This window comes from Rhodococcus sp. AZ1 (assembly GCF_054979605.1).
The window spans coordinates 48,732-69,214 of sequence record NZ_JBUEQF010000015.1 but is presented as its reverse complement, the minus strand read 5'-3'; the positions used below and the strand labels follow the sequence as shown (position 1 = coordinate 69,214).

Sequence of the window (20,483 nt, the reverse complement as noted above, 5' to 3'; positions counted from 1 at the left end):
GCCAGTCCGCACATGAACGCTGGCCCTCACTTCTGGACCGGAACCGACATACGAATCTCCTCCCGCGACAACACACGCCCCGATGCCAACATCGTCTACGAGTACGACACACACACGTCGCAAAACCTGGTATCGGCAACAGTTCGTGCTGCATCGCCAGAACATTCCCACCGGATTGAACGAGTCCTTGTTCCCTGACATCGTCGACGAACAAACCACGGCGCACGTCCACGTCGCAATCGACTCCACCCAGGAGAACACCTGACCCCAGTCCTCGTCGTCGAGCTGCTCACCCGAGCAGTGAACAACCTCTGACCCGCGCCCATCAACCTCTCAGCCGGAGCGCCCCAGCCGTCACCAGCGCGCGCCCACGTGAGGGGACGGGACCGGGGCTCGTCTCGGCTGGGCAACGCAGCAAGGTGGGCCCTCGATTCGACACTCGAATCGAGGGCCCACCTTTTGGTGTACCGAGGTCCTGGTAGCCGGTCAGTTCAGTCGCGGCCTTCCACGACTGCCGTCTTCGCCGACAGCACCCACGGGAGGAGAACCAGAACCGACCCGGCGACGACAGGTCCGAAATATCCGATCGCGTCCCAGTTCTGAACGAGCGACGAACCTGCGAGCACTCCGTACGCGATCAGCAGCAGCACGACCGAGATCGCCAGTCTGACCTTGCTCGGAGACGCATTCGGCCACCTGAGCCTCGACACCAGATAAGTGCCGACCGCGAGGACCAGCAGAACGCCGCCGATCCCGACTCCCATCATCATCAACGCCACGACAATCATCGGCTGGTCCTCCTACTGGTTCAAACTCTACCCAACCCCGCTGGGAGCCTGCGGTACCGACGAACCGGTTGTTGATCCGGGAGGCAGAGGCTCGCGCGACGGCGCTTCCTCGGTACTTCGAGTCGTTTCGCTCGGTGCAGTCGTTTCGCTCGGTGTAGTCGATTCACCCTGCGTCGACGACCCGTCGCCCAGTTGCGGAGTCGGCACGACGCTCTCGGTTGGCGTGGCCGTATCGATGGGTTGCCCCGTCTCCGGGTCGAGTGGATCAACCGGTGACACGGTGGTCGGAAGTGGCTCAACAGGCCGTTGTCCCACGGGCAGCCCGGCGGGATGTACACCATGCCGGTCTTGTTCTCGCAGAACCGTTGCAGCGCTTGCGAAACCATCTCCGTCCCGTTGTCCATCCGCAGCACCTGCGGTGGGCCGCCGGCAGCGGCGAAGGCCTTCTCCAACTCGAACACCAGCCGCTCGCCGGTGATCGAGCGTTCCACCACGTGCAACAGCGACACCCGGGTGTGTTCGTCGATCATCGACGCGATCTTGATGGCCTTGCCGTCGATGGTGGAGTCGAACTGGAAATCGAGCGCCCACACCACGTTCGGGGCGTCGGCTTCCACCGGGGGCACCGAGGAGATCCCGGCCCGCTTGCGCGGGCTGTGCGCACGCACCTGCAGGCCCTCTTCGCGCCAGAGCCGGTGGATCTTCTTCTTGTTGACCTCACGGTGCTCGTCGAAGCGCAACGCCGCCCAGGCACGCCGGAACCCGTGACACGGGTGTTTGGTGGCGTAGGCGCGCAACCAGGCCCGCATTTCGGCATCGGGATCATCAGGGGTCTGCCCGAGCGGTAGGCGGCGGTAGGTGGAGCGGGCCAGCCCAACGGCCCTGCACGCCAACCGTTCCGACAAGCTCATGGTGTCTTTGAGCATGTCCACGGCGCGGCGCTTGGCAGCTGGGCTCAGAATTTTCCCTTCGCGACCTCCCGCAACGCGTCCTTCTCGAGTTCGGCCTCGGCCAGCAGCCGCTCGAGGCGGGCGTTCTGCTCGCGCAGCTCCTTGAGTTCCTTGGCGGCGTCGGTGTCCATCCCGCCGTAGGTGCGCCGCCAGTTGTACAGCGTGGCGGGTGAGACACCCAGCTCAGCGGCGATCTCCTCACCGTTCTTACCCTCGGCAGCCAGCTCATCCGCACGGCGCAACTTGCGCACGATGTCCTCCGCGGAATGCCGTTTGCGACCAGCCATGTGTTTCATCGTCCCTTTCGGCCCGACCTCGGGCCACAGGACTCCAAAACCGGTTGGACTCATTCACCGGGACCACGCCACGGGGACCCCGGGCAACGCAGACACCGAAGCAGAACGGGCACGTACGCAACAGCACACCAACCTGATCGCAGACTTCTACACGCAAGCACAAACCAGCCTTGACGACCTGCTCGACGACACCGTCGAGCACGCCCGCGACGCCGCACCCGACGTCGGCCGGTTCGTTCGCGACGGGTGCTTCGGACTCGCCCTCGGACCCGCACACGTCACCTTCGACGTCTGGACATGGACCGCTGCCGTCACCCGCGAACACTTCACCGGAACACATGTCCTGTGCGCCGGCGGCGTACGAATGTCGGTTCCGGTCGAAAATTGAGCATGTAGTCCGGTCGAAAAGTGAGCACTTGTCGAGACGATCGAGGAGTGATCACGATGGAGGACTGGGCAATGATTCGTCGGTTATATGGCACGGAGGGGGTGTCGAAGGCGCAGACCGCGCGGCAGTTGGGGGGTGTCGCGCAACACGGTGGCCAGGGCGTTGGCCTCCTCGGAGCCGCCGCGGTATGAGCGGGCGCGTGCCACGGATTCGGCGTGGTCTGCCGCCGAGCCGGCGGTGCGGGGGTTGTTGTCGAGGTATCCGGCGATGCCGGCGACGGTGATCGCGCAGCGGATCGGCTGGCCGGGAGGCCGGTCGTGGTTCGCGGAGAGAGGTGAGCGGTGATGGCTGAGCGTTTCGTGCGGGGCAATGATCGGCTGGCGGGGTTGCTGAGCGACCCGGACACCAGCGAGCGTGTGAAGGCGATCCGCGGCGAGATGGCCCAGGCCGACCGGGTGCACGCCATGGGGCTGGCGGCAGTGTGCCAGGCCGCGCACCTCACGCAGACCGAGTTGGCCCAACGAATGGGCATCAAGCAGGCAGCGGTGTCGGGTTTGGAGTCGAGGGGCGATGTGCTGCTGTCCACGTTGGCGAGTTACTTGGCGGCGGCGGGCGCGAAGGATGTCGTGCTGACAGCACGATTGGGGGAGCAGACCATCGAGGTCGCGTTGCCCGCCGCCGGCGGCGAGCAACCGTGAGTGCCGCTGAGACGCGAGCGGCGTTGCGGCACTACGACGAACGGCGTGACCCCGTCGACCACAAGCTCGATCCCATCCTTCCCGCGGTCCCGGGCGAGGTTCACGCGGTCGACCTGCACCCCGACCGCCGGGTGCGGGGGCGGTCTCTGACGGTCTTGGACTCGATGCGCGAGCCACTGTTCAGCTCGTATTCGCAGGAGTATGAGGCGATGTGCGGACCACATGTCCGGGTGATCCTTCCTGTCGCTGTCGACCTTGACGACCCGGATATGTGTCCGAGGTGCAGAACGTGGCTGGCGTGGCGTGATTCCGACCCTGCCGAGTACGCCCGGCAGATGCGCGCACGCCGCGACGACTGGTTGCGACGGGATCAGGAGGCCGACGACGTCGCGGACTGGAACCGACGCGAGGACTGGAACCGACGCAACCAGGTGTCGTGAGTGTCGGCCAGCTCGTGCGTGTGTTCGGTACGGTGTCGGACTGGGTGGGGGCCTAACCGATAGACACCAGCTTTGGGGGCGATCACATATGGCGCAGACCGTGAACACCATCTATGTCGACGATCTCGACGACTCCGAGATCGCCGCCGACCAGGCCACGACGGTGGCGTGGTCGTGGCGCGGGGTGGACTACGAATTCGACACCAGCACTGATCGCCTGGCCGGCCTCGAGTCCGACGACGAGGCGATCACCGTGGCTCAGCTGCTCGCGGTCTCCCGCCGCGTGCGCGGGCGGCGGGCAGCGGTCCGACCGGTCGGAGTCAGAGCTGACAGCGCGGATGCGCGCGAGATTCGCGCCTGGGCCCGCGACAACGGCATCCAGGTCCCCGACCGAGGCCGCATCCCCGCACCGATCCGTGACAGCTACCTGGCCTCGCGGAGCCGCTCGCGATGAGCGACATCCGCTCACACGGTCTGATCGCCCGCTTCACGTCGTTGTGTGACTTCTGCGAAGCCACGATCGACGCCGGCCATCCGGTCGGCCGTATCGACGAGGGACGCTTCATTTGTCAGCGTTGCGCCCGGAGCGGGCGTAGCCACGCCGGACAGGCCGCGATCTAGCAATGTCCGGAGGCCGGTGGAACCACAACATTCACTATCACCGCATCGTCCTCGATGAGGTAACGCCGGGTGCTCGCAACGCCCTGGACGTGGGGACCGGAAACGGGCTCCTCGCAGCTGAACTGACAGACATTGTCGACTCGGTGACCGCCATCGACATCAACGAGCCAGTCCTCGACCACGCCCGCCGCGAGGTACCGGGCGTTCACTGGATCTGCGGGGATGCGATGGCGTTCCCGTTCGAACGCGAATCCTTCGATGTGGTCGCGTCGGTGGCCACGCTGCACCACCTCGGCGACCCCGCCCGCGCACTGAAACGGTGCGCCGATCTGACGGCCCCGGGTGGGGTCCTGGTCGTGATCGGCCTGGCGCGTGCCTCGCGGCTCCGCGAGCACGCTTTACACCTGGCCGGCGCCGTGCAGCACCGCCTGCTGATCACCCGTAACGGATGGTGGGACCACACAGCCCCGACACTGTGGCCGCCACCGCACACCTACCAGCAGGTGCAGGCCGACGCCGATCGAACCCTGCCAGGGCATCGGTGGCGACTACTTCCGATGTGGCGCTACGCAATCGTCTGGCACAAGCCGAGGTCACCGAGAACCGAAGCAGAGCAGCATCTTTCGCACACTTTCTGACATAATATTTATTATCGGCCTTTTGCAAGGATGTAGGACTTTTCGTCATGTGGCCGCCGCGGCGCCACACCCGCGCCACACGAGACGGGCGACCCGGGTGGCCCAGTCGGTCGGTGGTGTACGCCCGGCGATGGCGTATGCGTACCACGATCCAGTGAGTGTTGCGCCGGCCACGTCGAGATCGGCATCGGCGGCGAGTTCGCCCGCTGCGACACCCGCCTCGAGATGACCGCGTAGACGTTCTCGCCGTGGTGCCACCAGTCGCTCCAGATAGGCCGCCCTGACGTCGGGTTCGATGTTGTCGCTCAACATCAGGCCCGCGAGCGGAAGTGCTCCGGCAACCGTGATGCAATGCGCGAAGTCCTCGAGTTCGGCGACCAGGTCACGGAAAGGGTCGCCGGTTACCGGAGCTGGATCAGTAGCGGCCAACCTGGCTACTGCATCGACAACGAGCGCCGCCTTGCCGGACCAGCGCCGGTAGATGGCCGGCCGCGTCGTGCCAGCCGCCTCGGCGACCGCCGCGAGCGAGAATCCGGCGTAGCCCCGGGCCCCGAGCTCGAAAAGGGCGGCGTCGAGGACATCGTCATCGATCGAGGCATCGCGCGGGCGGCCACGGGTCGGCGAACTCATCCCACCAGATTACGGAGCAGCAACGTATTGCAAAAGTGGGCGTCGCGATCTATTTTATTGCGTATCAGATACGTAATGTAAAGGAGTCGATCATGCCCGCCACCGTCGATACCCACGGACGCACCAAGCGAGTCCTCATGCTCGCGTCAAATCCATCCACCTCCGAACGCACCGGCTGGCCGATCGGATTCTGGTGGGCCGAGCTGACCCACCCGTACTGGGAGTTCACCGAGGCAGGCTACGAGTTGGTCGTGGCCAGCCCAGACGGTGGAGCCCTGAGCGCCGACAGCTTCTCCGATCCGGCGGACGCATCCGGGTACTCGGCGTCCGATCTGATCTCGCGCGGCTTCATCGCGAGCGAACCCCATGCTGCATTGGTGGCTGCGACCCCGGCGTTGGCCGACCTCGACCTCGACAGCTTCGATGCGGTCTTCCTCGTGGGCGGGCAGGCCCCGATGTACACCTTCCGCAGCGACCAGCGAGTGAAGGACCTCGTAGCCGCCTTCCTCGACAGCGGCCGCATAGCCGCAGTCGTGTGTCACGCGACCTGCGTGCTCCTCGATACCCGCCTCGCCGATGGTCGACTCGCCGTCGAGGGTCGCACCTGGACCGGGTTCGCCAACAGCGAGGAAGACGTGGCCGATGCCTTCGCGGGCCAGCAGATCCAGCCCTTCCGGATCGAAGACGAGGCGCGTGGCCTCGACAACACCACCTTCATCGTTCACGGACCGTTCCGTGCGCACGCTGTCCGCGACGGCAACCTCATCACCGGTCAGCAGCAGCATTCCGGTGCCAACGCGGCGCGGCTGGTCATCGACGCGCTCGGCCGATGACGTTGCAGATCGCCCTCTTGGGTCACGGCCACGTCGGCACCGCGCTCGACAGCGCGTTCGTGGCGGCCGGCCATCGAACCCAGTTGCTGGGCCGGATCGATCACGCACACCCACCAGCCCTCACCGGTATCGACGCCGTAGTCGTCGCGGTGCCATTTGGTGTGGTGGTCGAGGCAGTGGCTCCCCTGGCGGCAGCGCTCGCTGAGCCCAACGCGCCAGTGGTCATCGACGCCACCAACGCGGTCGGGCCAGGGTTCTCCCACGCTCTGGGCGGGCGCGCCGGCGCGAGCGTCCTGGCCGAGGCGCTACCCGGCGCGCGAATCGTCAAGGCCTTCAACGTCTACGGGGCGGAGAATCTAGCGCACCGACCCGACGGTCCCGGCGGACTCGCGCCGATGATGCCGCTCGCCGGCGATGACGCAGAAGCCTGTGAGCTCGTTTCCGGCCTGGCCCGCGATCTCGGCTGGGCGCCCCTCGTGGTGGGAAACTCGGCCGCCTGGCTCGACCTCGAGCATCTCGCGCTGTTATGGATTCGGCTCGTGCGAGTTGGTGGCCACTCCTCCCGCCTCGTCTGGGCTGCATTCGGCGATTCTGTGGCGTAGCCGGCGCATGTGGAGAGGGGGTCGAACCGGCTCTTCCGGTTTTGGACCCCTCCGACGGAAAACGCGGTCGCCGTACGACTATGTGGGTGTGAGTCCACCATCGAACCCAGCGGCGCTGCTGGCGCTCTACGACGAGTCGCTGCCCGTCGTCTACGGGTACCTGCTACGCCGCTGCGGTGACCGCTCGGTGGCCGAGGACCTCACCTCGGAGACATTTGTGGCCGCGATGGACACCATACGGCGCACCGTCGGGCCCGAGCCCACCGTCGGCTGGCTGATCGGAGTGGCCAGACACAGGCTGGCCGACCATTGGCGTCGATCGCCACGGATCCCGACGCCGATCGGCGACGTCCCAGAACCGACGACCGCCGACCGCTGGGACATCGAACTCGACCGGCTGGTGGCGCAGTCCACACTCGACCGGTTGAACCCGATGCATCGCGCAGTGCTGACCCTGCGCTACGTCGACGACTGCACCGTTGATCAGTGCGCCGAAGCTCTCGGGCGCAGTGTCGCAGCGATCGAATCCCTGTTGACCCGAGCAAAGAACGAGTTCCGACACAGCTACCCCACCGAGCCGAACGGAGGCACGCGATGACTGATACCGATCCATTCGACGTCCTGCGCGCCAACGACCGGCCGGTGACACCCGACCCTGACTTCGCCCGCAGACTGCGTGCACGTCTGGCACGTGGAGCCGACCTTCCCATCGGAGTGAACATGGCCATCACCGACATCGACGACCACGAACCGCCAACCACTGATTCACGGAAACCCGGAGTCCTCCCCCGACCTGGCGCGCTACCCTATCTGACCATTGGCCGCGACCGTGGTCGCGAAGCAATCGATTGGTACACAACACATCTCGACGCGATTCTGTTGGGTGAACCCATCGTGATGGGCGACGACAGGCTGGGTCACGCCGAACTCGGGATCGCCGGCGGAGTGATCTATCTCGCGGAGGCGTTCCCCGAGGCAGGCCTGCAGGAACCCCGCGCAGAGGCAGTGTCGGTGAGCCTGATGCTCGAGGTCGCCGACGCCGACGCGGCCGTGTCGGCCGCGCAGGCCGGAGGGGCCAGAGTGGTCCGGGAACCCGGGGACGGCCATGGAACACGTACCGGGGTGATCATCGATCCGTTCGGTCACCGGTGGATGCTGGCCGGACCGATCCGCACCGCCTTACCAGTGCGCCGCGGCGACGTGGTGTACGCGTCGCTGGTCACACCCGACGCCGAACGGGCGGCCGCCTTCTACGGCTCGGTGCTCGGTTGGCGCTACGAGCCGCAGACCAGGCAGGTCACCAACCTGTCTCACCGACTGGGCCTGAGCTCGCAGCCCGACACCCGCACCCTGTTCCTTGTCTACGCCGTCGACGACCTCGACGAGGCTCGCGCTGCGATCGTTGCGGCCGGGGGCGTCGACGTCACCGAACCGGGTGGACACCCGGGATCACTGGACGCCGTCGATGATCAGGGCAGTCGGTTCGCCGTGTACGTGCCAGACGCTCAGGAGCGCCGGGGATCGCCCCATCCGGCGGGACACGGCGACCTCACCTACATCACCGTCCACACACCGGACAGTCGGACACTGCGCGACTTCTACAGCGCGGTACTGGGGTGGCAGTTCACTCCGGGCCGGATCGCCGACGGCTGGGAGGTGGTCGATTCACGCCCTCGGATCGGTCTCGCCGGCGGAGCCGATACCGGCGAGGCGGTGGCGATGTGGGTGGTCACCGACATCGACGCTGCGGTGGATCGAGTGGTGGCCGCCGGTGGCGTGGTGACAGCGCCGCCGGCCGCTATGCCCTACGCGAAGGTCGCGGAATGCGTCGACGATCAGGGTGTGCCGTTCTATCTGGGCCAGTACTGAGCTTCCCTGAGACGGTCCGGCGAATTCAGCCGACGCCCGGTCGGCGCAGTCTGGTCACGACGTAGTCGGCAATATTGTGCACCGAGAATGGATCGGCAGCGATCAGGGCGTCGACATCCGCGCGAGTCACTGCATGGGTGACGATGACACCGCCGGTTCGGGGATTCTTCGGCCCCGAAGCCGCCACGATGCCGCGGTCGGCATAGTCCGCCAGCACAGCGAGGTGATCGTCCCGAAGGCGGTCGACTTCGTCGAGAGATGCCGTATACGTCAGATCGATGACCCAGATCGCCACGTCATCGGCAGAGTCGGAGGAGTCAGACACCGACAAATCAAACCCGGCAGCGGGTCGCCCGGCAACTCGCAGTGCAATACTCGGGCCGATCACTCAGTTCGGGGCGCGGGAGGCAGCCTGGTGAATCGAATCGCGCGCGTGTCAACGGCAACCGTCGCCGTCGCGGCAACCGTGGCGGCTGCCGCGGGCATAGGCCTCGCGGTGTTCACACTCGATGACGCGAGCCGACCGGTCGACACCACCTCCGGCGACACGGCATCACCCGACAGGCTCACCGTGTTCGCCACCGTCGAACGAGTCGACGCCGCTCAGGGGTTACTCGCCGTTCGAGTCTCGGCAGTTCCGCGCGGCTCGTTCACAGCTGACGACGGCGACAGTCCCGATCGCGACATCACCATCGGCAGCAGCGGATTGAACGGTCTCACCATCGACCTCGCCGCGAACAAGGCGGTCAGCGCGAAGAACGCTACCGTCGAACTCGACACCGGTTCGATCGCCCGCTATCCCTTCGACAGTTATTCGGCTCGCTTCGGATTCTTCGCCGAGGCAGACGGGGTCAGCGTGCCGGTCGAACTGGTCACCGACACCACCGATCCGTTCTTCGTGATGTCGGCCGGCCCGGTCGAGTCCGACCGAGAACCGGCAGTGTCGTTGTCCTACAGCCGAACTCCGGCCACGTTCATCGTGGTCGGCGTGATGTTCCTGGTGATGTGGGGTCTTGCGCTCTCCGTGGCCGCCGCAGCGGCGGTGATCGTGCGTCGACGGTCGGGCTTGGTGTGGCCGGCTCTGGGGTGGATGGCGGCAACCGCGTTCGCGCTGGCGGCATTCCGCAATACGGCGCCGGGAAGCCCGCCCTTCGGATCCATCTTCGACTACACCGCGTTCCTCTGGGCCGAGTCGATTGTCGCGTGCGCGCTGGTTGCCGTCGTCGCCCGCGGTGTCCAGCTCGAGTGGGTCCCGCGCGCAGGAAAGCCGCCGAGCCCGTGACGCGACGGGTGTGGACCCAGAGCACGTGGACCCAGCGCATGTGGTCTCGGCGGGATTTCCTGCGCTCGACCGGGTTCGGCGGCGCGGCCCTGCTCGCCGGCGCGGCTGCATGCTCCTCGGAGGACGCCGCTCCCTCTGTTCCGCGTTCGAACGGGGAACCGGATGTGATCGTGATCGGCGCGGGGATGAGTGGGCTTGCGGCGGCGCGCCAGTTGGTCGATGCCGGTCGGTCGGTGCTGATCCTCGAAGCCCGCGACCGCATCGGTGGGCGCGTCTGGACCGACACCGCGTGGACCGACACACCTGTCGACCTGGGTGCCTCGTGGATTCACGGGGTGGATGCGAATCCGGTCGCCGATCTGGCGCGTGACGCCGGTGCCCGCACGGTTGCGACCGACGTCGACAATGTCACCACCTACCTCCCCGACGGGCGAATGGCCGACGAGCAGGCCGAGGGCCGAATCGAACGCGACAGCGACGGCGCCACGTCGGCCATCGCTCGATTCCAGGATTCGGGCAGGCCCGACCAGTCCATTCGGACAACGGTTCTCGCCTCCCGCCCCGAGGCGGGCCTCTCCCCTCTCGACCTGGCGATCGGCAACCACACCCTCGATGAGATCGAGCAGGAACTCTCCGGGAGCGCCGACGAGCTGTCATCGCTCTACTACGACAGCGACGCGCCGCTGATCGGGGGCGACGTCCTCTTCCCTGGCGGCTACGGCCAACTCACCGACTTCCTCGCCCGCGGCCTCGACATTCGCACGTCCCGGCCGGTGACGGCCGTCGCGTGGGGCACCGACGGCGCGCAGGTGTCGACGGCGACCGGGCAATACCGGTCCAACCAGGTGGTCGTCACCTTGCCCCTCGGCGTTCTCCAAGCGAAGTCCGTGCGCTTCGAACCGGCGTTGCCTGCGGCAGTGACCCGCGCGGTCGACGCCTTGGGGATGGGTGTTCTCAACAAGTGTTTCCTAGAGTTCCCGCGAGCGTTCTGGGCGGACACCGACTGGCTCACGTACGTCAGCGACGACCCCACCTACCGGTGGACGCAGTGGGTGAACATGGCGCGGGTGACCAGCACGCCACTCTTGCTGGGGTTCACGGCGGCGGACGTCGCCCGCCGCATCGAGCCGCTGTCCGATAGCGAGGTCGTCGACGACGCGATGCGAACAATTCAGCGCATTCACGGGCCCGACATTCCACAACCGACGCGCTACCGGATCACGCGATGGGCATCGGATCGGTACTCGCTGGGCTCGTACTCGTTCGCGAAGGTGGGCAGTGAGCCGTCGATGCGCGACACGCTGGCCGAGCCGATCGCGAACACGCTCTACCTCGCAGGGGAGGCGACAAGCAGGGCGTCGTACGGCACGGTTCACGGGGCCTTGGTGTCCGGGCGTCGCGCCGCAGAGCAAGTGGCGCAACGCTACTGACCGCGCAGCGCTACGAACACGCATCGCTGACCACACAGTGGAGGATCGTGCCCGGTTGCCGGGCACGATCCTCCACTTCCAGCTCAGGCCGCGGAGATCCGTTCGGTCATCGGGTACGCGTCCTCGTCGTACGGGTACTCGTGCTGCTGATACGCACGATCGACCGGGTCGCACTCGAGCACATCGGATCGCCCGACTACCGACGCCCACCACTGCTCGCGCTCGTCGGCCACCGGCCAGACAACTGCATCTTCCATGGCACGTCCTCCTGCAGAACCGTCCGCGATCATCCGGTGGTGGCCGCCGAGATGGTCTTCGCCTCGGAGTCGACGGTGTGGGCCACAGCGACCTTGCGCGGCTTCGCACGCTCGGCGAGGGGGATGGTCACCGAGAGCACCCCGTTGTCGTACGAGGCGGTGATCCGGTCTGCGTCGACTCCATCACCGAGAGCGATCTGACGACGGTAGGTTCCGGTAAAGCGCTCGGACGAAATCCACTGCACGCCATCGTCTCCGGCCGCGGAGCGATGCGCGGTGAGAGTGAGGGTCCCACGGTCGACGTCGACGTCGATCGAGCCGGGGTCCACACCCGGGAGGTCGGCGCTGAGGACATAGTGGTCATCGACCTTGTAGAGGTCCATCGGCATGAACCGGGGCGCACGCGTGGAGCCGGACGAAGCGCCCAGCAAGCCGGCGGTGAGGCCGTCGAGGTCACGGAACGGATCGAAACGAAGCACAGTAACCACCTCCTGCACTCTGCTCTGTCGGGCCACCCGCGTGGCGCGGGCGCCATCACTGTGCACCACCAAAGTTAGCACTCGGCAGACGAGAGTGCCAGAAATTTTTTCGGACAATTCGCTCAGCGATCCCCCGCCGACCAGCACCTACCGCTGTGTGATCCCATACGACCATGAGCCCCGTCAACGCCAAGGACGCGATGTTCTTCTACCCGCGTACGGCGGGCTCCACCATCTCCACGGACCTGCACAACGTGTACGCACTCGCCGAACCCTGGGCACGATCGGCCGCTGTCTCCACCGTCCGCACGAAGGTGCGTGAGCGATTCCACCTCGCACCGTTGCTGCACAGGAGGTTCGAGCGGGTACCGGCCGACCTCGAGCATCCCCTGCTCAGAATCGACCCGACCTGCGACGAGTCGTGCGTGGTCGGTGTACGGACACCGTCCTGGCGCGAGGCCCAGAACGCGATCGCCGATGTCGTCGCGGTTCCCCTCGACACCGATCGAACCACGTGGACCATCGTGGTGGTTCACGGTTTCGAGGACGGTCCGGACGGCACCAACGTCGTTCTCCTGTTTCGTCTCTCGCATGCTCTCACCGACGGGTACGGGCTGGCGGTGACCGCTCGCACGCTGCTGTTCGACCAGGATCTGCCGGCACCGGCCCTCACGGCACCGGACACGATGTCGCGTCGGCGAGCGGCGACCCGGGCACTGGCCCGGACACCGGTCGACATGCTGCGGCTCGGGCCCGCACTGGTGCGCTCACTGCGCCGCACGTCGAGAATCCGACAGCGCTACCCCCTTCCTGATCGGACGCTCCCCCACACTCGATTCAACCGCCCCCTCGGCCCGGCCCGAGTGGTTCGATTCCTCGTCTTCGACGATCCGTCCGACCCCGACACCGCCATCGCGCGAGCGATCGCCGCCATCAGTGAGGCCATGCGGCGATACCTGACGGATCGGGGCGAGGGCACGGACACGCTCGGAGCCGTGGTCACACTGGTGCTCCCGCGCGAGGCGCACTGGAGCGCAGCCAACCGATTCGTCAGCGCCACCATCGACCTGCACTGCACGAGCGCCGACCTCGACGACCGGGCACGGCGGATTCGCGCCGAGGTCACCAACGCCCGGGCCCGGTCGTTCGATCCTGATCACCTCGCGACCTTCCGGGTCGTGGATTGCGTCCCACCTGTCGTGTTGGCCAACCTGACCCGGCGGGTCGCCCGCTCCACCCGACGTGCACCCGCCGTGATCGGTCACACCGTGATCAGCACGTCCTCGCGCACCGATCGACCCTCCGGCGGCCTGGGGCATTCGACCTTCAACTCGGGGTTCGCCATGGTCACCGACGCGGTGGCCCTGACGCATGTGGTGACCCGCGCCGGTGCGCGCATCACGATCTCGATCCTGTCCTCCCCCGATGTCCTCGACGACATCGATTCCTACACAGCAGCTCTCGTCGACGCGGCGCCCTTCAGCCCCGTCGAGTGAGCACGAACGTCCCGGTGGCTGGGTCGAACTTCACGGACGGGGAATCGAAGGTGCGTCCGATCAGTCCGCGTTCGACAACCTCGGCGGCCGACCCCTCACTCAACCCGTGCTCCGGATCGAGCACCCACACTCGGTCGGCCACCCGCAGAGCGGGCTCGAGATCATGGGTGGACAGCAGCACTGTCAGCCCCAGGTCCACTGCGGTCCGCCGCAGCAACTCGAGTACGCCCACGCGCGCCGAGACGTCGAGGAACGCGGTCGGTTCGTCGAGAACGAGCATCGTCGGTTCCTGCGCGAGCGCACGCGCGATGAGAACCCGCTGGCGCTCACCGTCGGACATCCGCGCCACCGGTATCGCGCCCAGGTGGACTCCGTCGACCGAGCGCAGACAGCGCTCGACGATCTCGCGGTCGGCCGGGCCCGACCGACCACCGAAACCCAGGTACGGGGTTCGACCGAGGGAGACGAGGTCGAATCCGGTGAGCAGACCGGGATCGAAACGATCGGTGAGAACCGCGGCGATCATGGTGGCGGCCTCGGCCCGAGGAATCGATCCGACCGAACGCCCGTCGAGTTCGACGGTTCCGGCGACAGGTTTCTGCAACCCGGCCACCGTCCGCAGGAGAGTCGATTTGCCTGCCCCGTTCGGCCCCACGAGCACCGTCAACTCCCCCGCCACGGCGGCTGCGGTGATGCCCGCACACACGATCTGTGACCGCACACCGCGCACCCGGGACCGGGTGAGGTAGCCGATCGAGGTATCGACCAGGGTCAGGCCCCGGCCCGGCTCATCCACTGCGCACTCCGTCACCGATGCTTCGCGATCGTAGGAGCACCGCGATCACCACCGGTGCACCGATGGCCGCCGTCACGGCATTGAGCGGCAGCACCGACTCCCCACCGGGAACCTGGCTGATGATGCCGCACGCCAGCGCCACCGCCGCACCACCGGCCACGACGGCGGGCAGCAGAACTCTGTGATCGGACGTCCGAAGCGCCGTCCGGGCCAGATGCGGCACCGCCAATCCGATGAACCCCACCGGGCCGCAGAACGCGGTCACCGCACCGGTCGACAGTGCGGCCGAGAGGAGTGTGAGAACCCGAATCCGCTGCACCGCAACACCCATCGTGGCTGCATAGTTCTCCCCGAGCAGTAGCGCGTTCAGCGCCCGCACGGTGCTCGCCGCGAGCGCCAGACCGACACCGACCACCGCTGCCAGGATCGCGACGTCGGAGAAGGACGTGCCCGCGAAGCTTCCGAGCCCCCAGAGCAGGAACTGCTGCGTCCGGGCGGGATCTGCGTACACCAGCAGAACACTGACCACCGCCGTGGTCGCCGAGCCCACCATGACCCCCACCAGCAGCAAGGTCACGGCCGACCGCACCCATCGGGCGAGGACGAGGATCACCAGGAGAACGAGCGCGGCGCCTCCGGCTGCGGCGGTGACCACGCCGACGCGACCCGTGCCGGCGATCCCCGCGGTGAACGATGCAGCACCGGCCCCGCCGGAGAGCAGCACCACCGACGCCACACCCAAGCTCGCGCCGGAACTCGCGCCCAACACGTACGGGTCGGCAAGTGCGTTGCGGAACAGGGTTTGCATCTGCAAGCCGGCCACGGCGAGACCCGCCCCCGCGAGAGCAGCGGTGAGAGCACGCGGGAGCCGCAGGTCGTGCACCACCACCTGCCACCGGGGGTCGGACGCGGGCGCACCGACGAGGACGCGGACCGTGTCGATCAGCGGGACGTCGACGGGGCCGAGCGCCAGCGCGAGCAGGAACAGGATCGCACCGGCGACGACCATCGCAGCCACCACCGACATCGACCGCGATGGTCGCGTCATCAGGCCGACGGAACTCGGCGGTAGAACGAGAACGAGTGCCGCGGGAACAGATCCGGATGCACGATGGCCGCGAGATCGCCCAGAACCAGATCGGGTCGCAGCACACCGAGTTGGAAGAAGTCGTTCGTCGACGTCGTCCCCGACGCCGCGGTGCTCGACCACACCTGACCGGAGGTGACGGCGGACAGAGTTCCGTAGCGGGGGTCCTCGGCGACGGCATCGGCGGTGCGCGCCCAGTCGGCCATCACCAGCCAGATCGGCGCTGTCCCCGCTCGGGCGTAGACGTCCTCGAAGCTCAATTGCAGGCTGGCGGTCGAGGTGTCGCTCTCCCACGGGTAGGTGCCACCCCCGTCGCGGATCAGCCGACCGAAGTAGCCGCCGCCGGGGGCCATGTACCAGGTGCCCTGATACATGGTTCCGGGAAGAACCGCGGCCTTCGGGGCCGACGCAACCGTGGCCACGGTGTCGCCGTAACTGCGTCGGATGGTGTCGTACAGGGTAGCGGCTGCGCCCTCGGTCCCGGTGAGGGCGGCGAACAGCTTGACCCACTCGGCTCGGCCGAGCGCGGTCGGCTCCAGATACTCGGCGTCGGCGACCACCGGAATCCGAGCGGCCCGCAGCTTCGCGTACGACGGATCGTCGACGCCCGCCGTCACCAGCACGTTCGGGTTCGCGGCCACCACCTTCTCCAGGTCCACGGTGTCACCGGGCGCGTACTCGGTGATGGCCCCGCTGCTGATTCGCGACTTCAGGTCCGGGTCGGTGATCGCCGAGGCGCTCGCGACTCCGCGCAGGACGTCGTTGCGCTCGAGCGCCGCCAAAGCGGGCAGATGGGTCGTGGACGCGGAGTACAGGCTGGTCACCGGAACGGTGATCCGTTGAGCCGCAGCCAGATCACCGGTGAGCTGCGGATCGGGCGCGCCGCACTGGACGAGAACGTAGGACTCGGGGGCGCCGCCGGGGTAGGGCTGCGACACCGTGACCACCTGGTAGCTCTTCTCGTAGCGGATGGAGAAGTTCTTCGCGTCCGAGAGCGTGGACTTGGTCGGGAAGTAATCGGTGTTCGGGTCGAAGGATGTGATGCATCCACGCCCGTCGCGCTGGGTGGTCGGCGGCGTCGAGGCACCGCACCCGGCGACGATCAGGGACATCGAGACGAGGAGAGCGAGAGCGGACCGCCGCCCGATTCGAGGGACATCTACGCGCATGGTGGGTTCGCCACCTCTCTCGGGGAGATCCGCCCCGATACGACGTTCGAGATGACGCGAGTCTCCTGGCTCTCGGATCAGTGCTCACCGCCTGCCTTCCAGCCTCGACGGCCGTGGCAATCACGAGCGGTTCACTCCCCGAATACAGTGGCGGGACCGCGCCGGCATCGCACCGGCTTCCTCTTCGTCATCCCCTGACACGCACGAGTGTGTCACGCGAGCCCGAACCTCCATGCGGCGAGTCTTGACCTGATCCAGAAAACAAGGCCATAGTGGAGAGGTGACCACTGATCAGGAGTTCGCGGAGATCCTTCGCGCGGCCTCCCTGCGGGTCACCCGTCCGCGTGTGGCGGTACTGGGCGCCGTGCACAACCATCCTCACGCCGACGCCGAGGGTCTGCTCGGTGTGGTGCGAGCTGCACTGCCGGATGTATCGCGCCAGGCCGTGTACGACGTTCTGCACGCACTCACCGACGCACGGCTGGTGCGACGGTTCCAACCCTCCGGGTCGAGTGCGCGCTACGAGGCTCGCGTCGGGGACAACCATCACCATCTCGTGTGCCGCGAGTGCGGCGGCATCGACGACGTCGAGTGCGCCGTCGGTGAGGTGCCCTGCATGACACCGGACCGCGTCGGCAACTTCGTGGTCGACGAAGCAGAGGTCATCTACTGGGGCCTGTGCGAGGCCTGCTCGAATTCCGCGGTATCGCGGAGCCAGCCATGACAGAACATCCGAACCGCTCGTCCATCGAAAGGAATGTCGTGTCTCAAGATCTGACCACCGGCCAGTACGAGGGAGCCCCGGACCAGAGCGGTGGCTGCCCCGTCGTCCACAACCGACTTCCGCAGCCCGTCGAGGGCGGCGGCAACCGCGATTGGTGGCCCAACGCGCTGAATCTGCGGATTCTGAAGAAGAACCCGGCTGTCGGCAACCCGATGGATGAGGACTTCGATTACGCCGCGGAGTTCCTCTCCCTCGATCTCGACGAGGTCAAGGCCGACATCACCGCGGTGATGACCGACTCCCAGCCGTGGTGGCCTGCCGACTACGGGCACTACGGACCGTTCTTCATCCGGATGGCATGGCACGCCGCCGGCACCTACCGCATTCAGGACGGCCGCGGCGGAGCGGGTGCGGGCATGCAGCGTTTCGCACCGCTGAACAGCTGGCCGGACAACGCCAACCTGGACAAGGCGCGCCGCCTGCTGTGGCCGGTGAAGAAGAAGTACGGCCGCAAGCTGTCCTGGGCAGATCTCATCGTTCTCACCGGCAACGTCGCGCTCGAATCGATGGGCTTCAAAACCTACGGTTTCGCCGGCGGACGCGTCGACCAGTGGGAGCCCGACGAGGACGTGTACTGGGGTCCCGAGCAGACCTGGCTCGGCGACGAGCGCTACTCGGGACAGCGTGAGCTCGACAACCCGCTGGCAGCGGTGCAGATGGGCTTGATCTACGTCAATCCGCAGGGCCCCAACGGCAACCCTGAGCCCGCCGCGTCCGCAATGGACATCCGCGAGACCTTCGCACGCATGGCGATGAACGACGTCGAGACCGCAGCCCTGGTGGTCGGTGGTCACACCTTCGGCAAGGTGCACGGCGCCGCCGACGCCGACGAGTACGTCGGCGCCGAACCCGAGGGTGCACCGCTCGAGCAGGTCGGACTGGGCTGGAAGAACAGCTTCGGCACCGGCGTCGGCACCGACGCCATCACCAGCGGCCTCGAGGGCGCATGGACCCCGACCCCGACCGCGTGGGACAACAGCTACCTGGAGACGCTCTACGGCTACGAGTGGGAGGTCCACAAGGGCCCCGGTGGCGCATGGCAGTGGCGTCCGAAGAACGGTGAGGGCGCCGACCTGGTGCCCGACGCTGCGGACCCGAACAAGCGCCACGCACCGATGATGCTCACCAGCGACCTCGCGATGCGTGTCGATCCGATCTACGAGCGCATCACCCGCCGGTGGCTCGAGCACCCGGAGGAGCTGGCGCAGGAGTTCGCGAAGGCGTGGTTCAAGCTCACCCACCGCGACATGGGCCCGGTTGCGCGGTACCTCGGCTCGGAGGTTCCCGCCGAGACACTTCTGTGGCAGGACCCGCTGCCGGCCGTCGATCACGACCTGATCGGTGACGCGGAGATCGCCGATCTGAAGTCGCGCATCCTCGAGTCCGGTCTGACCACCGCACAGTTGGTCTCCACTGCGTGGGCCGCAGCGTCGTCGTTCCGTGGTTCGGACAAGCGCGGTGGCGCCAACGGCGGTCGGATCCGGCTCCAGCCCCAGGCCGGCTGGGAGGTCAACGAGCCGGACGAGCTGGCACAGGTGATTCGCGCGCTCGAGACGATCCAGGCCGACTTCAACGCCGGTCCGGCACAGGTGTCCTTCGCCGATCTCGTCGTGCTCGCCGGCGTTGCTGCTGTCGAGCAGGCCGCTGCGGCAGCAGGACACCCGGTGCAGGTCCCCTTCACCCCGGGCCGCACGGATGCCACCCAGGATCAGACCGATGTCGACTCGTTCGCTGCGCTCGAGCCGACGGCCGACGGTTTCCGCAACTACGTGGGCAAGGGCCAGCGCCTGCCGGCCGAGTACGCCCTGATCGACAAGGCGAACCTGCTGACGGTCAGTGCGCCGGAGATGACCGCCCTGATCGGCGGACTGCGCTCCCTCGGTGCCAACTACCAGAAGTCGACCCACGGGGTGTTCACCAGCACGCCGGGCACGCTCTCGAACGAGTGGTTCGTCAATCTCCTGGACATGGGTACCGAATGGTCGCCCGCCAGCGAGGACGGGCTGTACGAGGGTCGTGACCGCGCCACCGGTGAACTGGTGTGGACCGGCACCCGCGTGGACCTGGCGTTCGCGTCGAACTCCGAGCTGCGCGCGCTCGCCGAGGTGTACGCAGCCGATGACGCGGGCGAGAAGTTCGTGAAGGACTTCGTGGCCGCGTGGACCAAGGTGATGGAGCTCGATCGGTTCGATCTGGCCTGATCACAGAGCGAGCGAAACCCCCACGGCCACATCTCGGTCGTGGGGGTTTCGCTCGTCAGGGGGTCAGGACGGTCCGCCCGGCGCGCGCACGAGCAGGGGCACACCGGGGAAGACGGCCGCGAGCTCCGAGCGAGACTTGCGCAGGGACGCCGTGCCGTACCCCTTCTTTCGGTGCTCGGGGTGGACCCAGATCCGCAGATCGACCTCGTTGCCGACCAGCTCTCCGAACACGATGCCGACCTTGTTCTCGCCCTCGACGGCGACGAACCAGGCCGCCTGCTCGGCGTCGACGCGCGAGAGGGCCTTCGCGATCTCCTCCTCCACGCTCTCGGCAGCCGAGCCCGACCCGTCGCCCGCCGTCCCGACATCGGCGAGGCGGACGGCGAAGATGTCGGCGTCGTCGAAACCGGCGAACGCCCGCAGCGTCATGCCCTCGCCGGTACTCGCAGGTCGCTCGGCCAGGGTGAAGCTGAGTCGGCTGTTGAGGTCCTCGAGCTCGGCGGCGTTGTCGCGTCGGGCGTCGATGGTCAGTTGATCCAGGCGCATCCCCATCACCGCCTCACCGCCGAGGGTCGAGGTTCCGAGCAGGGTGGCGACGGCGGCGACAGCATCGGCACGGGTCGTCGCATCGACGATGGCGTCGAGAACCTCGTGGCGACGGTCGAAAGCGGTCAGTAGCGCCTCGGTCACCTCGCGGCGCGTTGCATGGACGTCGTGTTCGGTCATGGGCAGAGCGTAGGCCAGAGGGG

Annotated in this window: 25 protein-coding genes, 1 pseudogene and 1 riboswitch; of the genes and pseudogenes, 15 read left to right on the top strand and 11 right to left on the bottom strand. The window is 67.1% G+C overall.

Annotated elements, in window-relative coordinates; all coding sequences use genetic code 11:
* Window positions 1-491: 491 nt before the first annotated feature.
* The 3 genes from ACY48E_RS15780 to ACY48E_RS15770 are packed head-to-tail and all read right to left on the bottom strand — an operon-like array spanning window position 492 to window position 2,025.
* On the bottom strand, window positions 492-788 hold the full coding sequence (locus ACY48E_RS15780; protein ID WP_462873176.1) for a hypothetical protein: 297 nt from the start codon (window positions 786-788) through the stop codon (window positions 492-494).
* A 20-nt stretch (window positions 789-808) separates the two neighbouring features.
* On the bottom strand, window positions 809-1,699 hold the full coding sequence (locus tag ACY48E_RS15775) for a DDE-type integrase/transposase/recombinase (RefSeq protein WP_462873175.1): 891 nt from the start codon (window positions 1,697-1,699) through the stop codon (window positions 809-811).
* Between the two features lie 44 nt (window positions 1,700-1,743).
* Window positions 1,744-2,025 carry a transposase gene (locus ACY48E_RS15770; protein WP_462873174.1) on the bottom strand — a complete coding sequence of 94 codons (282 nt, stop codon included), beginning with the start codon at window positions 2,023-2,025 and terminating at the stop codon, window positions 1,744-1,746.
* A gap of 453 nt (window positions 2,026-2,478) precedes the next feature.
* Here ACY48E_RS15770 and ACY48E_RS15765 point away from each other — a divergent pair.
* From ACY48E_RS15765 to ACY48E_RS15740, 6 genes and pseudogenes are all read left to right on the top strand, one after another.
* Window positions 2,479-2,764: pseudogene (locus ACY48E_RS15765) on the top strand (helix-turn-helix domain-containing protein); the annotation flags it as partial.
* Window positions 2,765-2,766: 2 nt separating this feature from the next.
* Window positions 2,767-3,120 carry a helix-turn-helix domain-containing protein gene (locus tag ACY48E_RS15760; protein ID WP_462873173.1) on the top strand — a complete coding sequence of 118 codons (354 nt, stop codon included), beginning with the start codon at window positions 2,767-2,769 and terminating at the stop codon, window positions 3,118-3,120.
* Entirely contained in the window at window positions 3,117-3,560 is a 444-nt protein-coding gene (locus tag ACY48E_RS15755; RefSeq protein ID WP_462873172.1) for a hypothetical protein, read from the top strand. Before ACY48E_RS15760 ends, ACY48E_RS15755 begins: the two co-directional genes overlap by 4 nt.
* Before the next feature lie 100 nt (window positions 3,561-3,660).
* Window positions 3,661-4,014 (top strand): Lsr2 dimerization domain-containing protein, encoded by a 354-nt coding sequence (locus ACY48E_RS15750; RefSeq protein WP_462873171.1) that lies wholly within the window; start codon window positions 3,661-3,663, stop codon window positions 4,012-4,014.
* Complete coding sequence (locus ACY48E_RS15745; RefSeq protein ID WP_462873170.1) at window positions 4,011-4,181, top strand: hypothetical protein; 171 nt, start codon at window positions 4,011-4,013, stop codon at window positions 4,179-4,181. The genes ACY48E_RS15750 and ACY48E_RS15745 overlap by 4 nt, the downstream gene beginning before the upstream one ends.
* A 2-nt stretch (window positions 4,182-4,183) precedes the next feature.
* Window positions 4,184-4,819 (top strand): class I SAM-dependent methyltransferase, encoded by a 636-nt coding sequence (locus ACY48E_RS15740; protein WP_462873169.1) that lies wholly within the window; start codon window positions 4,184-4,186, stop codon window positions 4,817-4,819.
* Window positions 4,820-4,864: 45 nt separating this feature from the next.
* On the opposite strand, the gene ACY48E_RS15735 is transcribed toward ACY48E_RS15740, so the two are convergent.
* Window positions 4,865-5,449, bottom strand: a complete 585-nt coding sequence (locus ACY48E_RS15735) for a TetR/AcrR family transcriptional regulator (RefSeq protein WP_462873168.1) — start codon at window positions 5,447-5,449, stop codon at window positions 4,865-4,867.
* A 92-nt stretch (window positions 5,450-5,541) separates the two neighbouring features.
* On the opposite strand from ACY48E_RS15735, the gene ACY48E_RS15730 reads away from it, so the two are divergent.
* The 4 genes from ACY48E_RS15730 (at window position 5,542) to ACY48E_RS15715 (ending at window position 8,753) form a co-directional block, all read left to right on the top strand.
* Complete coding sequence (locus tag ACY48E_RS15730) at window positions 5,542-6,282, top strand: type 1 glutamine amidotransferase domain-containing protein (protein WP_462873167.1); 741 nt, start codon at window positions 5,542-5,544, stop codon at window positions 6,280-6,282.
* Entirely contained in the window at window positions 6,279-6,884 is a 606-nt protein-coding gene (locus ACY48E_RS15725) for an NAD(P)-binding domain-containing protein (protein ID WP_462873166.1), read from the top strand. The genes ACY48E_RS15730 and ACY48E_RS15725 overlap by 4 nt, the downstream gene beginning before the upstream one ends.
* Before the next feature lie 115 nt (window positions 6,885-6,999).
* Window positions 7,000-7,482: an RNA polymerase sigma factor gene (locus ACY48E_RS15720; protein WP_462873181.1), complete on the top strand. Its 483-nt coding sequence runs from the start codon at window positions 7,000-7,002 to the stop codon at window positions 7,480-7,482.
* Window positions 7,479-8,753: a VOC family protein gene (locus tag ACY48E_RS15715; RefSeq protein ID WP_462873165.1), complete on the top strand. Its 1,275-nt coding sequence runs from the start codon at window positions 7,479-7,481 to the stop codon at window positions 8,751-8,753. Before ACY48E_RS15720 ends, ACY48E_RS15715 begins: the two co-directional genes overlap by 4 nt.
* Window positions 8,754-8,778: 25 nt before the next feature.
* Here ACY48E_RS15715 and ACY48E_RS15710 read toward each other — a convergent pair whose 3' ends face one another.
* Window positions 8,779-9,078, bottom strand: a complete 300-nt coding sequence (locus ACY48E_RS15710) for a YciI family protein (protein ID WP_462873164.1) — start codon at window positions 9,076-9,078, stop codon at window positions 8,779-8,781.
* A gap of 108 nt (window positions 9,079-9,186) precedes the next feature.
* Here ACY48E_RS15710 and ACY48E_RS15705 point away from each other — a divergent pair, with 108 nt between their 5' ends.
* Together ACY48E_RS15705 and ACY48E_RS15700 are read left to right on the top strand one after the other, a co-directional pair.
* Window positions 9,187-10,035 carry a DUF4436 family protein gene (locus tag ACY48E_RS15705; protein ID WP_462873163.1) on the top strand — a complete coding sequence of 283 codons (849 nt, stop codon included), beginning with the start codon at window positions 9,187-9,189 and terminating at the stop codon, window positions 10,033-10,035.
* Window positions 10,032-11,465, top strand: coding sequence for a flavin monoamine oxidase family protein (locus ACY48E_RS15700; RefSeq protein ID WP_462873162.1), 1,434 nt, complete (start codon window positions 10,032-10,034; stop codon window positions 11,463-11,465). Before ACY48E_RS15705 ends, ACY48E_RS15700 begins: the two co-directional genes overlap by 4 nt.
* Window positions 11,466-11,548: 83 nt before the next feature.
* Here ACY48E_RS15700 and ACY48E_RS15695 read toward each other — a convergent pair whose 3' ends face one another.
* Together ACY48E_RS15695 and ACY48E_RS15690 are read right to left on the bottom strand one after the other, a co-directional pair.
* Entirely contained in the window at window positions 11,549-11,722 is a 174-nt protein-coding gene (locus ACY48E_RS15695) for a hypothetical protein (RefSeq protein ID WP_462873161.1), read from the bottom strand.
* Window positions 11,723-11,751: 29 nt separating this feature from the next.
* Window positions 11,752-12,201: an Hsp20/alpha crystallin family protein gene (locus ACY48E_RS15690; protein ID WP_462873160.1), complete on the bottom strand. Its 450-nt coding sequence runs from the start codon at window positions 12,199-12,201 to the stop codon at window positions 11,752-11,754.
* Window positions 12,202-12,374: 173 nt separating this feature from the next.
* Between ACY48E_RS15690 and ACY48E_RS15685 the strand changes: the two genes are divergently transcribed.
* On the top strand, window positions 12,375-13,697 hold the full coding sequence (locus tag ACY48E_RS15685) for a wax ester/triacylglycerol synthase domain-containing protein (RefSeq protein WP_462873159.1): 1,323 nt from the start codon (window positions 12,375-12,377) through the stop codon (window positions 13,695-13,697).
* Here the strand turns inward: ACY48E_RS15685 and ACY48E_RS15680 are convergent.
* The 3 genes from ACY48E_RS15680 to ACY48E_RS15670 are packed head-to-tail and all read right to left on the bottom strand — an operon-like array spanning window position 13,681 to window position 16,749.
* Window positions 13,681-14,493, bottom strand: coding sequence for an ABC transporter ATP-binding protein (locus ACY48E_RS15680; protein ID WP_462873158.1), 813 nt, complete (start codon window positions 14,491-14,493; stop codon window positions 13,681-13,683). The genes ACY48E_RS15685 and ACY48E_RS15680 overlap by 17 nt on opposite strands.
* Window positions 14,486-15,541, bottom strand: a complete 1,056-nt coding sequence (locus ACY48E_RS15675) for a FecCD family ABC transporter permease (protein ID WP_462873157.1) — start codon at window positions 15,539-15,541, stop codon at window positions 14,486-14,488. The genes ACY48E_RS15680 and ACY48E_RS15675 overlap by 8 nt, the downstream gene beginning before the upstream one ends.
* A complete protein-coding gene (locus ACY48E_RS15670) occupies window positions 15,541-16,749 on the bottom strand; it encodes an ABC transporter substrate-binding protein (RefSeq protein ID WP_462873156.1) in 1,209 nt (402 codons plus the stop codon). The genes ACY48E_RS15675 and ACY48E_RS15670 overlap by 1 nt, the downstream gene beginning before the upstream one ends.
* A 38-nt stretch (window positions 16,750-16,787) precedes the next feature.
* Window positions 16,788-16,984: riboswitch (cobalamin riboswitch) on the bottom strand.
* Between the two features lie 45 nt (window positions 16,985-17,029).
* On the opposite strand from ACY48E_RS15670, the gene ACY48E_RS15665 reads away from it, so the two are divergent.
* Together ACY48E_RS15665 and katG are read left to right on the top strand one after the other, a co-directional pair.
* The gene (locus tag ACY48E_RS15665) at window positions 17,030-17,473 is read left to right on the top strand and encodes a Fur family transcriptional regulator (protein WP_462873154.1); all 444 of its coding nucleotides are present in this window, start codon (window positions 17,030-17,032) and stop codon (window positions 17,471-17,473) included.
* Window positions 17,470-19,734 carry a catalase/peroxidase HPI gene (katG, locus tag ACY48E_RS15660; RefSeq protein ID WP_462873153.1) on the top strand — a complete coding sequence of 755 codons (2,265 nt, stop codon included), beginning with the start codon at window positions 17,470-17,472 and terminating at the stop codon, window positions 19,732-19,734. The genes ACY48E_RS15665 and katG overlap by 4 nt, the downstream gene beginning before the upstream one ends.
* A 63-nt stretch (window positions 19,735-19,797) precedes the next feature.
* On the opposite strand, the gene ACY48E_RS15655 is transcribed toward katG, so the two are convergent.
* The gene (locus ACY48E_RS15655; RefSeq protein WP_462873152.1) at window positions 19,798-20,460 is read right to left on the bottom strand and encodes a GNAT family N-acetyltransferase; all 663 of its coding nucleotides are present in this window, start codon (window positions 20,458-20,460) and stop codon (window positions 19,798-19,800) included.
* Window positions 20,461-20,483 lie beyond the last annotated feature (23 nt).

What these genes read in the sequence shown, in the direction of transcription:
- ACY48E_RS15780 (WP_462873176.1), bottom strand. Translation starts at nt 788, where the DNA reads ATGATTGTCGTGGCGTTGATGATGATGGGAGTCGGGATCGGCGGCGTT.
- ACY48E_RS15775 (WP_462873175.1), bottom strand. Translation starts at nt 1,699, where the DNA reads ATGAGCTTGTCGGAACGGTTGGCGTGCAGGGCCGTTGGGCTGGCCCGC.
- ACY48E_RS15770 (WP_462873174.1), bottom strand. Translation starts at nt 2,025, where the DNA reads ATGGCTGGTCGCAAACGGCATTCCGCGGAGGACATCGTGCGCAAGTTG.
- ACY48E_RS15760 (WP_462873173.1), top strand. Translation starts at nt 2,767, where the DNA reads ATGGCTGAGCGTTTCGTGCGGGGCAATGATCGGCTGGCGGGGTTGCTG.
- ACY48E_RS15745 (WP_462873170.1), top strand. Translation starts at nt 4,011, where the DNA reads ATGAGCGACATCCGCTCACACGGTCTGATCGCCCGCTTCACGTCGTTG.
- ACY48E_RS15740 (WP_462873169.1), top strand. Translation starts at nt 4,184, where the DNA reads ATGTCCGGAGGCCGGTGGAACCACAACATTCACTATCACCGCATCGTC.
- ACY48E_RS15735 (WP_462873168.1), bottom strand. Translation starts at nt 5,449, where the DNA reads ATGAGTTCGCCGACCCGTGGCCGCCCGCGCGATGCCTCGATCGATGAC.
- ACY48E_RS15730 (WP_462873167.1), top strand. Translation starts at nt 5,542, where the DNA reads ATGCCCGCCACCGTCGATACCCACGGACGCACCAAGCGAGTCCTCATG.
- ACY48E_RS15725 (WP_462873166.1), top strand. Translation starts at nt 6,279, where the DNA reads ATGACGTTGCAGATCGCCCTCTTGGGTCACGGCCACGTCGGCACCGCG.
- ACY48E_RS15715 (WP_462873165.1), top strand. Translation starts at nt 7,479, where the DNA reads ATGACTGATACCGATCCATTCGACGTCCTGCGCGCCAACGACCGGCCG.
- ACY48E_RS15695 (WP_462873161.1), bottom strand. Translation starts at nt 11,722, where the DNA reads ATGGAAGATGCAGTTGTCTGGCCGGTGGCCGACGAGCGCGAGCAGTGG.
- ACY48E_RS15685 (WP_462873159.1), top strand. Translation starts at nt 12,375, where the DNA reads ATGAGCCCCGTCAACGCCAAGGACGCGATGTTCTTCTACCCGCGTACG.
- ACY48E_RS15675 (WP_462873157.1), bottom strand. Translation starts at nt 15,541, where the DNA reads ATGACGCGACCATCGCGGTCGATGTCGGTGGTGGCTGCGATGGTCGTC.
- ACY48E_RS15670 (WP_462873156.1), bottom strand. Translation starts at nt 16,749, where the DNA reads ATGCGCGTAGATGTCCCTCGAATCGGGCGGCGGTCCGCTCTCGCTCTC.
- katG (WP_462873153.1), top strand. Translation starts at nt 17,470, where the DNA reads ATGACAGAACATCCGAACCGCTCGTCCATCGAAAGGAATGTCGTGTCT.
- ACY48E_RS15655 (WP_462873152.1), bottom strand. Translation starts at nt 20,460, where the DNA reads ATGACCGAACACGACGTCCATGCAACGCGCCGCGAGGTGACCGAGGCG.